Source organism: Caballeronia sp. EK, assembly GCF_014384845.1.
GTDB classification, from domain to species: Bacteria; Pseudomonadota; Gammaproteobacteria; order Burkholderiales; family Burkholderiaceae; genus Caballeronia; species Caballeronia jiangsuensis.
Window position 1 is genome coordinate 61653 of the sequence record NZ_JACSUE010000007.1, and the last position, 15770, is coordinate 77422.

The following is a 15770-nucleotide window of genomic DNA, read 5'->3' on the forward strand; positions in this document are numbered from 1 at the left end:
CCTCGTTCAGCCCATGCTGCGCGTATAGCGCCGCTCGAGCACGCGATAATAAGTGAGCATCACCACCAGATTGGCGATGAGCAGCAGCACCGCGATGGTGGCGCCGAGCGGCCAGTTCATCGAACTGAGGAACTGGTCGTAGACGGTGGTGGCCGCGACCTTCAGGCGGCGTCCGCCGAGCAGTCCCGGAATCGCGAAGGCGCTCGCGGACAGACCGAACACCATCAGACTGCCCGACAAAATCCCCGGCACGAGTTGCGGCAATACGATGCGCCGCAGCGTGACGGCGGGCGAGGCCATCAGCGAGAGCGCGGCGTTTTCCGTCTGCGGATCGATACGTTGCAGCGCGGTCCACACCGGAATCACCATGAACGGCAGCATCACGTGAACCAGCGCGATGACGATCGCGAACGTCGTATAGAGCAGCTTGTACGGACCGAAGCCGAACGCGCCGAGCAACTGGTTCACGAGCCCGTTCACGTTGAGCAGCATGCTCCAGCCGAACGCGCGCACGACGACCGAGACGAGCAGCGGAGCGAGAATCACCAGCAGGAAGATGGAGCGCCACGGATCGCCCATGCGCGACAGGATGTACGCCTCGGGCGTGCCGATCACGACACAGAGCAACGTCACCAGCGCGGCGATGCCGAACGTGCGCGCGAAGATCGTGTGGAAGTACGACGAGCCGAGCACTTCGGCGTAGTTATGCAGATCGAACGCGGCGACGGAGCCGATCGCGGGATCGAATCGGTAGAAGGTGAGCGCGAGCGTCATCGCGAGCGGCACGATCACGAGCACCGCAAAAAGCAGCAGCGCGGGCGCGCTCATCATCCAGAGCGGCAGATACGCATGCCACGGCGCGCGCCGGGCGCTGTTCGATGCCGCCGCCGAAGCAGGCTCGGAAGAACGCAGCGTGCTATCCACGGGCGGCCTCCTGCTGGATGAAGCGGATCGATTCCGTGTTCCAGTCGATGCCGACTTGCGCGCCTTCTTCGAGCGGCTCGTCGCCGTGATTCTGGCAGCACACGAGCATTTCGCCCGCGCGGCTGTCGAGCCGGTAAAGCCACTGGCTGCCGAGAAAGAAGCGGCTCGTCACGCGGCCCGGCAGACGTCCGCTGCCCGCCGCGCCGAGCCTCAGTTTCTCCGGGCGGATGCACACGGTGACCGCATCGCCGACGCCGATCGCGCGCTCGCGCTCCGGAAGCTGCGAGGTCGAGCCCGTCTCCGCGAGATCGTGGCCGAGATCGATGCGAATGGCGTCGCCGTCACGCGCGACGATCGTGCCGCGCAGCATGTTGGCCTTGCCGATGAACTGCGACACGAAGCTCGTCTCGGGACGCTCATACGCGCGATAGGGCGTATCGACCTGCGTGATGCGGCCCGCTTCCATCACGACGACGCGATCGCTGATCGACAGCGCTTCGGACTGATCGTGCGTGACCATGATCGTCGTCGTGCCGATCTTGCGCTGAATGCCGCGCAACTCGAACTGCATGTCCTCGCGCAGCTTCGCGTCGAGGTTGGACATCGGCTCGTCGAGCAGCAGCACGGGCGGCGCGATGACGATCGCGCGCGCGAGCGCCACGCGCTGACGTTGCCCGCCCGACAACTCGCGCGGAAAGCGATGCGCGAACTTGTCGAGCCGCACGAGCGACAGCGCGTCGCGCACGCGCTCGCGGCGCTCGCTCTTGTCGATGTTGCGCATCTCCAGCCCGAAGCTCACGTTCTGCTCGACGCTCATGTGCGGAAAGAGCGCGTAGCTCTGAAACACGATGCCGAGGCCGCGCCGGTTCGGGCGCATGTGCGTGATGTCGCGGCCGTCGAGCATGATGCGCCCGCGCGTCGCTTCGATGAAGCCCGCGATCATCTGCAAGGTCGTGGTCTTGCCGCAGCCCGATGGTCCGAGCAGCGAGACGAATTCGCCTTTCTCGACCGACAGATTGACGTCGGCGACGGCGTGCAGATCGCCGAACGATTTCGACAGATCGGTCAATGTGAGGAACGACATGGCCTGCCCCTTCGGCGCGTCGCGCGCCGCCTGTGTGCGACTGATTCCGATGGACCGACTCTAGCTAGCCAAATTTCGGTGCGTCAATTTGAAATTCCAGTGAATGAGTGAAACTTGCTTATGGATTTCGAACAATGGAATTTATCTCGCTTGCACGGAGAATTTATTTCGATGAGCGTGATTTGGGTTATCCCTTAGATTGCGCTATGCGGCTGAATCGGGTCGAATAGGGGCGGAGAATTGCGTAGCGCGGACATTCCGTTGAATGGAATACACGAGGCGAAGATGAAGGCTTCTGACGAAGAAAACGGAACGCAGCCGCCGGACGCGCCGGGCGTCGGCATGCTCCAGCGTGCGTTCGCCGTGATTCGCGCGCTCGGCGAGGACCAGGCCGAAGGCAGCCGTGTCACCGCGCTCGCGAAGGCGGTGGGACTGACGCAGGCCACCGTGCATCGCATCCTGCATGCGCTGATCGCGGAAGGGGTCGTCGAACAGGACGAGGGGAGCAAGCGTTATCGGCTGAGCGTGGATTTCTTTTCGCTGGCGGCGCAGGCGGGCAACCCGAGCCGCATGCGCACGCTGTGCCGGCCCGCGTTGCTGCGGCTATGCGCGAGTCTCGGCGACACCATCTTCCTGCTCGTGAAGAGCAGCTTCGATGCAGTGTGTCTCGACATGTGCGAAGGCCCGTTCCCGATCCGCTCGTTCACCGGCGATGTGGGCGGGCGCGTGGCGCTGGGCGTCGGGCAGGGCAGCCTCGCGATTCTCGCGTTTCAACCCGAGGAAGAGCGCGAGGAGATCATCCGCTTCAACGTGCCGCGGCTGCATAACTATGGCGTGTTCGACGAGGTCTATCTGCGCACCGAGATCGAGCGCGTGCGCGCGCAAGGCTACGCGGGGCGCAACAGCGGATTGATCGATGGCATGGCGGGCGTCGCGGTGCCGATACTCGATCGTGGGGGGCTTGCGGTCGGCGCGTTGAGCGTCGGCACGCTATCGACGCGTCTCGGCGAAGACCGTCTGCCCATGGTGGTCGAGTTGCTGAAGCGTCAGGCCGCGACGATCGGTCCGCAGATCAATCCGTTCGATGTGGCCGTGCGTCGCCCGGTCCACGGTCTCACGCGCGCGATGGCGACCAGGCCGTTGTCCGGCCCGGAGCAGTAGCGCTCAGTCGCTCAACCGGCTGACCTTGGTGCCTTCGAGCGACACGCCGGCCATGAGTCCGGCATTCGTCAGCACGAAGACTTCGACAGGGTTGGTGGCTGTCGTCGTATCGAGCTGGCCGTTGGCGCCGAGCCTCATGACCGCGACGGTCGCGTCGGTGCCGACCGCCCAGCCGTCGCGCTTGCGGAATTGGGCGAGCGCGTCGTCGGTCAGGAACACGTAGATGAGCGCTTTCGACTGAGCGCCGATCTGCAAGCCGAACGAACCGCCTGCCGTGCTGTAGTAGCCGTCGGTTCGGCCATCCACGCGCAGCGCGCCTTCGCCGTACTGTGCGCCGAGCCAGAAGCCCGCCGATATCACGCGTGGAAAGACGAGCACGCCGCGCGCCTTGTTCACGAGTTCGCGCGAGCCGTTCACGGAGGCATAGAGCCGCTGGAGCGTCGCATCGACGGCGGCGTCGATGGCGCGATCGCGATCGGCCGTGCCGGCCGCTGTCTCACCGGACGATGGTCCTGTGGTCGTGCATCCGCTCAACGCCAGCGCTGCCGCTGCAATGCCGCCGGCCAACAAGAGACGCCTTTTCTTCTTCTGGTTCATAGGGTTCCCGAGATCCACAGTTCTTAGGCTCTCGCACTATACAAGCTGTCGTCCGGTGTGTGTGGAGATCGGAGGGCCAGCGTATTGAGCAGAGGGAAATGGAGCGATCCGTGCTACTACGAAGCAGTCGGGACGTCGAGTTCGAGAGGAAAGGAACATGAAGCGGCTTCGGGCATTCGTATGCGTGATCCTGTCGTGCAGTCTGAGCACGGCGTATGCGGCTTCCGCGAGCGAGCATCACGCGAAGACCACGTCCGCTCATGAACGCAATCTCGATCGCTCCGGGAAGCCGCGCAAGGGCAAGGCTTCGTACTACGGCCACAAGTTCTACAAGAAGAAGATGGCGGACGGCACGCCGATGAATCCGCAGTCCGATTCCGCCGCGAGCAAGACGCTTCCGCTCGGCACCAAAGCACGGGTCACGAATCTCGAGAATGGCAACAGCGAAGTGGTGCAGATTCGCGATCGCGGGCCGTATGTGAAGGACAGGATCGTCGATGTTTCGCCTAAGACGGCCGATAAGCTCGGGCTCAAGAAGGATGGCACGGCGCCGGTCGAGGTCAAGCCGATCGAGGTTCCGCAGCCTGATGGCACTGTTAAGTCGGGCGCGGGGGCGCCCTAGTGTGCATGAAGAAATTTCCTGACGCGGTACGAGCCCGCGACATCCGAAGCCCGTTCCGTCAGAGCTGCGCCATGACCTGAAAACCGAGCGTCACGCGCGAGGTCGACATCGCCGATGGTTTGTAGAGCGGCGTGCCCGCGAAGAACTCATAACTCAGTCCGCCATACTTCGAGGCGATGCCGCCGCGCAGACCGATCACCGCGCCGACGAGTTGCGTGCCCGCGAGAAATGCCGTGCTCGGGCCGAACACGCGTCCGTAGTCGATGCCCGCATAGAGCGATTGGCGTGACTGCCCGAGCGGCGCTTGCAACTCGTTGCGCCAGTAAAATCCGCGCTCGCCCGCGAGCATTTGCTCGCCGTCGAAGCCGCGCACCGTGTATCGGCTGCCGATCGTGAGATCGTCGACGTAGAAGAGCGTATCGGGCGAATACTGGCCATGAAACGTCGACACGTACCGGAACGGCTGACGCGCCACGGCGAACGGCGCCGAGAGGTTGAAATCGGCCACCGCCATACGATAGCGATAGGTCGGCCTGGTCGTGGGCATCGGCGTGGGCGGATAGGGTCCGGGCGACGGGTCGGGCGTCGCGCCGAGGCCGCCGATCCCTTGCCGAAAGCCGAGCGTGCCGTCGATCTGCGCGCCGCCGATGTAGTGCCGATCCGTGAGCCCCGCCTCGATAAAAGTGTTGTTGCGCCGCTGAATCTCGATCTCGGTATCGTCGATAAAGCTCGCCCCGAACCGTTTCGAGAGTTGCACATAGGCGCTGAGCACGTCGCTCTGACTGCGGCGTAGCACGCGCGCGAGCTTGACGCCCGCCGTCTGCGTGTTACCGCTCGACGCGAACGTTTGATTGACCCCCGCGATCTGCTGATAGTACGTGCTCGTGTAGCCGAAGAGCGAGCCCGTCCAGTAGCCCCACGGTACCGCGTAAGAGCCGTTGAAGCCGTGCGAGCCGAGCCCCTTGTCGTCGAAATACAGATCCTGATTGGCGCCGAGGCTCAACACGTCATTCAGGCCGAGCGGATTGTCGAGGCCGAGGCTTAGGCTCCCTTGTAGCTTGCCCGTCGCGCGGCTACCCGAGTTGTCGACCGAGGCGACGAGCGTCCAAGGCTTCGCGCGCTTGAGCGAGACGACGACATCGCTCTCGCCCGGTGCGCCGGTCGGCTCGATCTTCATGTCGGCGTCCTGGCTTGAGGGCCGCTTCATTTGTTCGATGCCTTGCTCGAGGTCGCGCAGGTTGAGCACGTCGCCGGGCCGCGTCGGAAAGGCAGAGCGCCACGATGCCCACGTCACGGGCTCGGCGAAGCGGACATCGCGAATCACGCCGGGCACGAGCGCGAACGAGAGCGTACCGCTCGCGATGTCCTGCTCGGGCACGAGGACGCGCGTCGTCACGTAGCCGCGACTTAGCACGGCTTGCTGGATGCCTTTGGCGAGTATCGCGACGCCTTCGCGGCCGATGCATTGCCCGCGATAGTGATCGAGCCATTCGCTAGCGAAGGCGAAGCGATCGAGCGGCAGCGCCGAGGTGCCTTGCTCGCGGATCGCGTTGGGCAGCGTCGCCGGGACAGTAAGCGCGAAGGTGTCGACGCGGAAACATGGCTGCTCGTTTGGCAGCGCCGGAAAAGTGCCATCGGTCGGCACCGTCGAGCGCACGACGGGTGCTTGTACAGTCGCCTCGCGCTGCCCGGCGTCGCGTTGCTGTTGTACCTGTTGATTTCGTAGCGCGTTGGCGCGAGCGGCGGCGGCTTCGTCGGCGATTGTCGGTGCTGGCTGTGCGTGAGCGGCGAGCGTTAAGGCGGTTGAGAGTGGCAGGGCCGCTAGCTTTACTCTTTTCATATGCCACCATTCGCAGAACCACACACCTCGTCGGACTGGTCATCAAACGTCTTCCGCCCTTTAAAGATTGACCATGCGCCTGCGATTGATAGACCGCCCGTAAGTATCGGGAAAGTCGACGGGCTTGCGAAAAATGCGAGGGCGCTCAATAGTGCGCTCAACAGGAACATCCCCAGCGCCACGCGCCAAACGAGCTTGGTACAACGATCCAGGCATCGCGCGAGTAACAAATAACCTAGCGCCAAACACAGCGAGGTCGCCGCCGCTGACGCAATGAAGGAAACGCGCTGCATGAGCGATGCTTGCACGTCAATGGGTAAAGGTATCGCGCCCGTGAGGAACAAGAGCGCAGATAAGGCGCTCTGTCCGGCAAATATGTAAAGTGCCACCTGAGCGACCGCGAAAGGATCATCGCGCAGGGCTGGTGATCTGTTTGTCATTTTGAGTCCGTCCTTTCTTATTCAATGCCGATAATTATTCAATAATTTGATACGTTATCCATACAAATGCGATTGCCCTTGAATATGCGATCAATGCCCGAAGAACTAGCCTTTGGCAACTTCGCTGATGCACGTCGTTCAGGAAGGTATACGCGTGCGCCCTTCCTCGCGCATCCGACGCTCGACGCCTTAGCCGCACTTCCCGCAGTTCACCCTTGCCAGGCGATGGCTTGAGCGCGCCGGATTTGAACCACGATAGCGCGTCAGAGTGCAGGGCGAACACGGCGGGCTCGTCATCACGCCGGCTTGAACTGCTGCACGGACGACAAACTCGACTACGGCCGGGTTTGTTGTTTCAGGATTTGTCTTGCTCCTCGTCCTTCACTTCGTAGCTCTTGCGTGCTTTTTTATAGCTGTTGTCGAAGGGTTTTATTTTCAGTAGGCGAGCACGGCTGCTCAAACCACCGATAGCGATAAGCGAGAACCCGAACAGCGATAGAAACACGCTCCAGATCGAAGGAGGCGCGTATTTGAGCGTTGCATACGATATCCCAATACCCACCACAATTAAGGCGGTACACACCCAACCGGTAAAGATGCCATCTTCGATATACTTCATTTCTTTGTCGGTTGGTTACTGATGCGATTCCACGAAGAGTTTATGAAGTCTTGAACAGACTGCGAAAAGCTACTGCTGTTGAACTTATTCGTCGCCTCATTTATCACGGGACTAGCAAGCGGATTCGCTGTTGCGAAACGATCCGAAATCATCGCACTGCCGCTACTGGTCCAATATTGGCCCACATCCGGCTTCACGATCTGCGCCACCGCATCTGCTGCAATTTCCACAACCGTAGCAGCATAGGACGCTGCTGAGAACCCAGCCGAATATGGCGAAGGAACTGCTGCCGCCGCAGCCGTCGCCCGTTCCCGTCACGCGGCCGCTGATGCCGCACACGGCTAAAGACGAGTTTGTGAATACCCTTGTTCATGCTTATTATGTAGGAATGAATCAGCGATTATGATTCGCTATGCAATCCTAAATAGTGGATCTATTTCGATGTCTACATCGCGTCTGAGCGTGAAACGTCCTCATATATTGCTCAAATAAAAAGAACGGTTCGTTCGCACGAGGAAAGACCACACGAGTCCTCGGCGTCGACGAAAAAAGGCGCAACGTTGTGAAGCAAGGCGCACCAAGGCGCTCTTGCGAAGAACAATTAAAGAGGAGAGTCCGCTTCGCACAAGCGAGGCGGCGAGGGTCCGTTCGTACTATTGCGGCCGCTCAAATCACCAGGCGTGATTTGAGCAGGAGCTGATAGCGCTAGTCAAGAGTCCAAAATTCCCCGAGTCGTGCAATATGAACGACAGGTCGCGCTTTGTCCAACTTTTTCGTTTTGCGGCGCGTGCGAGCGGAGCGAATTAGAAACGCAATGCAAAAAGTAGAGTCAAACGAGCCCGCCATTTCGCGCGGGGCTCGCTTCGAACAAACACGTTTTAGTCAAAGATCATTTCGCTTCTGTCGATAGTATCGACTACTAATAAAGAATTCCTAATATATTTAGCGTTGTGTAGCGAATTGATTGAGTGTGCGATTTAAAGAAATAGACCTGTTAAAGATCGGAAGTGGCAGTTGATAGATAAATTCAATAAAAAGCAAACCGGCTTAACCGCATGCCAATCGTTTGCTGCCGGTTTACCCTCTCTCAAGTAGAAATTACCTCTGTCGTTACCCTTCTTAGAGTAGTGTGAAGTACAAATGTCCGGATCGCAGGATGGGTTAGTCATGCTTATGATTTTTGAATCAACACGGCGCATTGTTTCAGATCGCTTCGGCCGCCACGATGCCTGGTCGATTACCCAAGCGCGCCATAAGGATCCCGCAATGCCCTACAGGCGATCTCGCGCTCAGGCTCCCCTCCCTCATCGGAAGTGAGATGCGCTCCAGTTTCGCGTACCCCCGAACGGCGTGTCGCTGCATGCCGTGCATTCCAGTTGTCACCGTGAAGTTGAGGAGAGTCAAATGAAGTTTTATTTTGCCAGCAGACGCAGGGCATTAACCGCCGATGCATCGTCCCAAATCAGCACGACCGGGAATACCCATGCCCAGGACGAGGCGCGAGAGTGGGCGGACATGAAAGGGCAACTGGCTGCAATCAGTAAGGCTCAGGCGGTCATCGAGTTCACGCTCGATGGGCGGGTGCTGACCGCCAATGACAATTTTCTGAGGACACTGGGCTATTCGCTCGACGAGATCAAAGGGCAGCACCACAGTCTGTTTGTCGATCCCGCGCATCGCGCCGACGTCGAGTATCGATTGTTCTGGGAGAAGCTCGCCCGAGGTGAATACGACGCCGGTCAGTACAAACGTATCTGCAAGGGCGGCAAGGAAGTATGGATTCAAGCGTCCTACAACCCGATCATGGACACGGGCGGGAAGCCGTTCAAAGTCGTCAAGTACGCCACCGACATTACCGAGGCGAAGCTGAAGGCGGCCGACTTCGAGGGGCAACTGGCCGCGATCGGCAAGGCGCAGGCTGTGATCGAATTCGCACTGGACGGGCGGATTCTCAACGCGAACGAAAACTTCCTGAGAGCGTTGGGATACATGCTCGACGAGATAAAGGGCCAACATCACAGCCTGTTCGTCGATCCCGATCAACGCGCCACGATCGAGTACCGGATGTTCTGGGAGAAGCTCGCACGGGGCGAGTACGACTCGGGCCGCTACAAGCGCATCGGCAAGGGCGGTCGTGAGGTATGGATCCAGGCCTCCTATAACCCGATCATGGATATGAACGGCAAGCCGTTCAAAGTCGTGAAGTACGCATCCGATGTCACCGAGCAGGTGCGCGCGGCGAAGGTGCTCGAGCTGGCAGTGGAACAAACGCAGGCCGTCACCGCGGCTGCCAAGGAGGGTGACCTGACGCCGCGTGTGCCGCTCGAAGGCAAGCATGGTTCGGTCGAAGCCCTTTGTTCCGGCGTCAATGCGTTGCTCGATAACATGGCCTCCGTAGTGGGCCAGATCAAGGAAGCGACGGAGTCGATCAGCACGGCATCCAGGCAAATCGCCGCGGGCAACACCGATTTGTCCAGCCGCACGGAGCAACAGGCGTCTTCGCTACAGGAGACCGCGAGTTCGATGGAAGAACTGACGAGCACCGTGCGTCAGAACGCCGAAAACGCCCGTCAAGCCAATCAACTTTCGGCCTGCGCCACAGATATTGCGATCAAAGGGGGCGATGTCGTTGGCAAGGTGGTCACGACAATGGGCGAGATCAATGCAAGCTCGAAGAAGATCGCCGACATCATCAGCGTCATTGACGGGATCGCGTTCCAGACCAATATCCTGGCGTTGAACGCGGCCGTCGAAGCGGCACGCGCGGGAGAACAAGGGCGAGGCTTTGCCGTGGTGGCGACGGAAGTCCGCAATCTCGCACAACGATCAGCCGGGGCTGCCAAGGAGATCAAGACGCTGATCGAAAATTCGGTGGCCAAGGTGGAAGCGGGCTCGAAGCTCGTCGACCAGGCTGGCCAAACCATGGGAGAAGTGGTGAGCAGCGTCAAGCGGGTCACGGACATCATGGCCGAGATCACCTCGGCGAGCCAGGAGCAAAGCGCCGGTATCGAGCAGGTGAATGTCGCCATCACACAGATGGACGAAGTGACGCAACAGAACGCCGCGCTCGTCGAGCAGGCAGCAGCGGCGGCGGCCAGCCTCGAAGAACAGGCGTTCGAACTTCAGCGTACGGTCGAAACCTTTCGCCTCGACGAGCATCCGTCGAGGACCGAAGCGAGGACCGAAGCAAGGACGATAAGGGCGGTCGCGAGTCCGGCGCGGTCAGGCGTCGCCAACGGTGCCCCTGCTGTCGCGAAGCCGCGATCCGATGCGTTCGGACCGAAGAAGGTAGTCGCGGCTGCCGGAGGCTGGGAGCAATTCTGAGCGGGCTTATTTCCATGCGCGAGGGGTGACCGGAGGATGGGCAGTGGGTGCCGCCTCCCGGTCTCAGATAAACAAGTTACAGGATTCTAAGCAGGAGGGGCCGTGCAAGACATGGATTGCGATACCAGTGCTGACGACGCATATGCAGGGTCCGAGATCTACCTTGGACGACAACCGATCTTCACGCGCGACGGCACCTTGAGCGCCTATGAGTTGCTGTTTCGCGACAGCGCGGAGAACAGCGCGTCCGTGGGAGATGCAGACCGGGCGACCGCACATGTACTGTGCGGCGCACTTGGCGACTTTGGCGTCGGGAAAGTGCTGCGAAACCGCACGGGCTTTGTCAACGTCAGTCGGAGCTTTTTGATGAGTGATGCAATCGAGACCATTCCGTTCGAGCGCTTCGTACTCGAAATCCTTGAGGATATCGAATTTGATGGGGCCGTCATTGCACGATGTCACTCGCTGCACGCGGCCGGCTACCGGCTCGCACTGGATGATGTATCGACAGAGCTGCACGTTCCCCCGCAACTGCTCGCGGCGATCGATATCGTCAAGGTCGACATGCGGAGCACCTCGGGCGAACAGTTCGCCAACGTTGTCGGCTATTTCCTCGAGGCGGGGAAGACCGTGCTCGCAGAAAAAGTGGAAACCCATGACGACTTCGATGTCGCGTCGCGCGCAGGTTGCCAACTCTTCCAGGGCTATTTCTTCGCACGCGCGCAGGTACTGCGTCAGCGCAAGGCCAACCATTGCCCGGCAACGCTTCTCCGACTGCTGGGCGTGCTATCGACCGACCCCGATCCGAAGCAACTCGAAGAAGCACTGAAGGCCAATGCCGACATCGTGGTGCATCTCTTGCGGCTAGCCAATGCAAACAGGATGGCAGACTGGCAGCGCGAGATTACCTCGGTACGTGAGGCCATCCTCGTGGTCGGCGTCGCGCGCATGACCCGATGGATTCATTTGCTGACTTACGCGAACGGAATCAATCCGTCTACCGCGCTGGACGTTAGTCCGATGGTCCAACTTGTAGGGGTCCGCGCCAGATTCATGGAGTTGATGGCGCAGCGCATCGCCGAGCATCAAACGGTGCCGGATGATTTCGCGGACATGGCGTCGCTCACCGGCATGCTCTCGCTGATGAATGTCATATTCGAGTTGCCGTTTTCCGAACTGATGGAACAACTGCATGTTCATCCCTTGATCCAGGCCGCCATCGAAAGCCATGACGGTCCGCTCGGTACGCTGCTCGCTGCGGCCGAAGCAATCGAGATTCAGGATGAGGCCGTGCTCAAGCAAACGATCGAGCGGTGGCCATCGCTCGAGCGATCGACGCTTGCCGAGCTGCAGATGAGCGCCGAGCGATGGATCGACCGATGGACAGCAGACCATCACCGGCCAGGTATCGGTATTCAGACATGAATTTATTGCGCATCCCTTTATTGCGACGGCTTTTATCGTTGAGCGGTGAGTCGAACCCGAGTGACGAACTCTCGCGCTGTCAGTTCGAAGCTTTCGCGAGGCAATTGCCGCTGTTACACGTCATTCTGATCATCAACACTGTCGCGGTGGCAATTACGCATATCGGAACTGCCCCGGCCTGGTTAGCTCGTGACGTTCCGATCTCGCTGTGCGCGGTTTGTCTGATGCGGCTCGCGACGTGGCTAAGACGGCAGAAGCGCCGGCATACGCTCACGGATGCCCAGATTGCCGCACGTATGCGCACCACGCTCGTGTTGATCGGCGTGCTGGGGGTGTTGTTCACAACCTGGGGCCTGGCGCTTTATCCTTATGGTGACGCTTACGCCCGCGTCCACGTTGCGTTCTACATGTCGATTACCGTCATCGGGTGCGTATTTTGTCTGATGCACACGCGAGCGGCAGCGCTATTGCTGACGGCTATCGTGGTCGTACCGTTTTCGCTGTTTTTCGCTTTGACGCACAACGTGGTTCTGATGGCGATCGCGGCCAACATGTTGCTCGTTGCGGTTGCGATGGTGCTCATCCTGCTGTCCTACTACCGGGATTTTGCGCGCCTGGTCGAGTCACGGCGATCATTGCGAGCTCGCCAGGCCGAACTGCTGCGCCTCAGTGAGGAGAACTCCTCGCTGGCGAATCTCGACAGTCTGACTGGCTTGCCGAATCGGCGACGCTTTTTCGGTGAGCTCAACGCGCTCGTGCCTCGCGACAATCCCGGCTCGCTGAGATATGCCGTCGGGGTAATCGATCTGGACGGATTCAAACAGATAAACGATCTGTACGGCCACGCGGCGGGCGATCGCGTCCTTGAGGAAGCGGGCTGCCGTTTGCTGGCGCTGTCGGGACCACACATTACCCTGGCCCGCCTGGGCGGCGACGAGTTTGGTCTTCTGATACGCGATCTGACGGACGTACAGGAACTCGTGCTGTTGGGCACGGCGATCTGTGAAGCGCTTCGCAGACCCTACGTCTGGCTCGGAGCCACGTTATCGCTGTCCGGTTCGATCGGTCTCGCGATCTTTCCGGAAGGAGGGGAGACGCCCGACCAGTTGTTCGAGCATGCGGACTATGCGCTCTATTTTGCAAAGACTCATCGGCGCGGGGGCATTACCATTTTCTCGCACGAACATGAGAGCCAGATTCGCAAGTTCGGCGAGATCGAGCAGGCTTTGCGCCACGCTGATCTCGAGCTGGAAATGTCACTCCATTTCCAGCCTATCGTTGATGTGACGACTGCACGCATCATCTCCTTCGAGGCCTTGGCGCGGTGGCAGAGTCCCATTCTCGGCGCGGTTCCGCCCTCTCTTTTCATCAAGGTGGCCGAGCGCAGCCATCTGATTCACACGCTCACCGAAGTGCTGCTGGGAAAAGCACTGAGGATCATGAAAGCCGGTGCTGTCGAAGCGCGCGTGTCCTTCAATCTCTCCGCGCTCGATCTGGCGTCGCCCGATGCCCTCGAGCGACTCATCAGCATGATTCGCAAAAGTGGTGTTGCACCCGATCGCCTCACGTTTGAAGTCACCGAAACGGCTGTCATCAACGATTTCGAGCAGGCGCAACAGGCGTTGAAAGCGCTTAAAACGCTGGGGGCGCACATCTCGCTCGACGATTTCGGAACGGGATTTTCGAGCCTGAACTGCATCCACCGATTACCGCTGGACAAGATCAAGGTCGACCGCAGTTTCATCGCGGACATTGAAACCAACGTAGGCGCGCGCGATATCGTGCGCAGTATTGTTGATCTGTGCCGCAGTCTGAGCCTGGCGTGCGTCATCGAGGGCGTGGAAACGCCCGCGCAGGTCGAAGTGCTTCGGCAGTTGGGCTGCGAGGTGATGCAGGGTTTTCATTTTGGCAGGCCCGCGGCTGCGGACGGAAAGGACGGCCTGGATCCTTTGACAAGATTTGATATTTCCGCCTATTGCGGCGTTGGATCCACCGAAAAAAATAGTTAGGTAACCTTCATAAAGCAAATGCCTCTACCGTAAAAGAAGAGATCTTCCACTGTTATTCAAACGAGGAGCCGTACACCGTGAACCATGCACAGGACGATATCGAGCAGCGAGTCCAGCTCGCGGGCAGCAACATGTTTGAGCTTCTGCTTTTCAAGGTGGGCCACGCGCGAGATTCCGGGGAGCGCGAGCGCTACGGCATCAACGTATTCAAGGTGCGTGAGATTGTCGAAATGCCAACGATCACGTGCGTGGCAGGTGCGAAGCCGGAAATTCTCGGTGTGGTGGATATCCGCGGCCAGATCATTCCCGTGATCGACCTCGCCCGTGTGATCGGATGTCAAGCAAGGAGTGGCTCGAAAATCCTGCTGGTGACCGAGTTCGCCCGCACGACGCAGGGCTTTGCCGTCGAAGAAGTGGACGACATCGTGCGGCTGGAGTGGAATCAGATCCTCTCTGCCGAGTCGTGCACGCGCGGCAACACGGTCACGAGCTTTGCACGGCTGGACGGAAACTTCGATGGATCGAGCCTCGCGCAGGTGCTGGACGTCGAGCAGATTTTGCGAGACGTGCTGCCGGGGAGCACCCAGGAAATCAGTGCGGAGAAAACCGGACAGCTTCTATTGAAACCGGGCGCGAAAGTACTTGCCGCGGACGACTCTGGCGTCGCGCGCAGCCTGATTGAGCAGAGTCTGACGGCGATGGGCGTCCCCTACGTGATGACCAAAACGGGCCGAGAGGCGTGGGAGATGCTGGAGCGGCTCGATCGCGAAGCGCAATCCACTGGCGCGTCCGTCGACGACCAGATCGGGATGGTCTTGACCGATCTGGAGATGCCCGAGATGGATGGTTTCACGCTCACTCGCCGCATTAAAGACACCGCTTCGCTGCGCCACATTCCGGTCGTGATCCACTCGTCCTTGTCCGGTTCCGCTAACGTGGAACACGTGCGCAAAGTCGGCGCGAATGGTTATGTCGCGAAGTTCGAACCGAGCGAACTTGCCTCCGTGATGCGAAAGGCCCTCATCGCAAAGGCCGTTTGATAATCGAAAAACTCATGAAGGGCCGTGACATGGAGTTAGTCGAGCGCGTCGAGGCACTGATGCGCATCGTCGAGTGATGCGCGCAACGACGTTGGGTTCGACGGGCGAAGCGCAAACAATCGAGAGACAGGAGTGGGCAAGATGGATCGAAACATGAAGATTCTGGTAGTCGACGACTTTTCGACGATGCGCCGTATCGTACGCAATTTGCTGAAGGAAAGCGGCTACGTGAACATCGATGAGGCGGAAGACGGGGCAGCGGCGCTCGCGCGCCTGCGAGCCGGTCGCTACGATTTTGTCATTTCCGATTGGAACATGCCGATTCTGGATGGTCTGTCGATGCTCCAGGAAATCCGCGCTGACGCGAGTCTGTCGCGTCTGCCCGTGTTGATGGTCACGGCCGAAGCCAAGCGGGAAAATGTTATTGCGGCGGCGCAGGCAGGCGCAAATGGTTACGTAGTCAAGCCATTCACGGCCGCAACGCTTGAAGAAAAGATGACCAGCATACTTGAGAAGATCGTCAACGCGAGGGGGTGATTGCGAACGATCTGTAAATCACAGACTTAAAAAGCCTTGAACTTAATCTCGGCAACAGCTTCTTAGGCGAGTGCCACGGGCGGCTGGCAAGCATGGCCAAACTACGTGTGACCGCGGGCTTGAACGAGCTGCTTTCTTTGGTTACTTT

At 59.7% G+C, this 15770-nt stretch carries 14 protein-coding genes; 8 read left to right on the plus strand and 6 right to left on the minus strand.

Annotated elements, in window-relative coordinates; translation table 11 throughout:
- Positions 1 to 6: 6 nt before the first annotated feature.
- Together IAG25_RS21700 and IAG25_RS21705 are read right to left on the minus strand one after the other, a co-directional pair.
- Complete coding sequence (locus tag IAG25_RS21700; protein WP_187606688.1) at positions 7 to 924, minus strand: ABC transporter permease; 918 nt, start codon at positions 922 to 924, stop codon at positions 7 to 9.
- Positions 917 to 2008, minus strand: a complete 1092-nt coding sequence (locus tag IAG25_RS21705; RefSeq protein ID WP_187606689.1) for an ABC transporter ATP-binding protein — start codon at positions 2006 to 2008, stop codon at positions 917 to 919. Before IAG25_RS21705 ends, IAG25_RS21700 begins: the two co-directional genes overlap by 8 nt.
- A gap of 285 nt (positions 2009 to 2293) precedes the next feature.
- On the opposite strand from IAG25_RS21705, the gene IAG25_RS21710 reads away from it, so the two are divergent.
- On the plus strand, positions 2294 to 3169 hold the full coding sequence (locus tag IAG25_RS21710) for an IclR family transcriptional regulator (protein WP_187606690.1): 876 nt from the start codon (positions 2294 to 2296) through the stop codon (positions 3167 to 3169).
- A gap of 3 nt (positions 3170 to 3172) precedes the next feature.
- Here IAG25_RS21710 and IAG25_RS21715 read toward each other — a convergent pair whose 3' ends face one another.
- Entirely contained in the window at positions 3173 to 3766 is a 594-nt protein-coding gene (locus IAG25_RS21715) for a BPSL1445 family SYLF domain-containing lipoprotein (RefSeq protein WP_187606691.1), read from the minus strand.
- Between the two features lie 157 nt (positions 3767 to 3923).
- Between IAG25_RS21715 and IAG25_RS21720 the strand changes: the two genes are divergently transcribed.
- Positions 3924 to 4388 (plus strand): septal ring lytic transglycosylase RlpA family protein, encoded by a 465-nt coding sequence (locus tag IAG25_RS21720; protein ID WP_187606692.1) that lies wholly within the window; start codon positions 3924 to 3926, stop codon positions 4386 to 4388.
- A 58-nt stretch (positions 4389 to 4446) separates the two neighbouring features.
- Here IAG25_RS21720 and IAG25_RS21725 read toward each other — a convergent pair whose 3' ends face one another.
- The 3 genes from IAG25_RS21725 to IAG25_RS21735 form a co-directional block, all read right to left on the minus strand.
- Positions 4447 to 6228 carry a ShlB/FhaC/HecB family hemolysin secretion/activation protein gene (locus IAG25_RS21725; RefSeq protein ID WP_187606693.1) on the minus strand — a complete coding sequence of 594 codons (1782 nt, stop codon included), beginning with the start codon at positions 6226 to 6228 and terminating at the stop codon, positions 4447 to 4449.
- Positions 6225 to 6668, minus strand: a complete 444-nt coding sequence (locus IAG25_RS21730) for a hypothetical protein (RefSeq protein ID WP_187606694.1) — start codon at positions 6666 to 6668, stop codon at positions 6225 to 6227. Before IAG25_RS21730 ends, IAG25_RS21725 begins: the two co-directional genes overlap by 4 nt.
- Positions 6669 to 7023: 355 nt before the next feature.
- Entirely contained in the window at positions 7024 to 7287 is a 264-nt protein-coding gene (locus IAG25_RS21735; protein WP_187607143.1) for a hypothetical protein, read from the minus strand.
- Positions 7288 to 7558: 271 nt separating this feature from the next.
- Here IAG25_RS21735 and IAG25_RS41480 point away from each other — a divergent pair, with 271 nt between their 5' ends.
- The 6 genes from IAG25_RS41480 to cheY all read left to right on the plus strand — a co-directional run bounded on the left by IAG25_RS41480 (position 7559) and on the right by cheY (position 15622).
- On the plus strand, positions 7559 to 7693 hold the full coding sequence (locus IAG25_RS41480; RefSeq protein ID WP_255503845.1) for a hypothetical protein: 135 nt from the start codon (positions 7559 to 7561) through the stop codon (positions 7691 to 7693).
- A gap of 998 nt (positions 7694 to 8691) precedes the next feature.
- Positions 8692 to 10611, plus strand: a complete 1920-nt coding sequence (locus IAG25_RS42050; protein WP_187606695.1) for a methyl-accepting chemotaxis protein — start codon at positions 8692 to 8694, stop codon at positions 10609 to 10611.
- Positions 10612 to 10722: 111 nt separating this feature from the next.
- Entirely contained in the window at positions 10723 to 12036 is a 1314-nt protein-coding gene (locus IAG25_RS21745) for an EAL and HDOD domain-containing protein (protein WP_255503885.1), read from the plus strand.
- Positions 12033 to 14045 carry a putative bifunctional diguanylate cyclase/phosphodiesterase gene (locus tag IAG25_RS21750; RefSeq protein WP_187607105.1) on the plus strand — a complete coding sequence of 671 codons (2013 nt, stop codon included), beginning with the start codon at positions 12033 to 12035 and terminating at the stop codon, positions 14043 to 14045. Before IAG25_RS21745 ends, IAG25_RS21750 begins: the two co-directional genes overlap by 4 nt.
- Before the next feature lie 131 nt (positions 14046 to 14176).
- The gene (locus tag IAG25_RS21755; protein WP_222946616.1) at positions 14177 to 15085 is read left to right on the plus strand and encodes a chemotaxis protein; all 909 of its coding nucleotides are present in this window, start codon (positions 14177 to 14179) and stop codon (positions 15083 to 15085) included.
- Positions 15086 to 15226: 141 nt separating this feature from the next.
- Positions 15227 to 15622 (plus strand): chemotaxis response regulator CheY, encoded by a 396-nt coding sequence (gene cheY, locus IAG25_RS21760; RefSeq protein WP_187606698.1) that lies wholly within the window; start codon positions 15227 to 15229, stop codon positions 15620 to 15622.
- Positions 15623 to 15770: the final 148 nt, after the last annotated feature.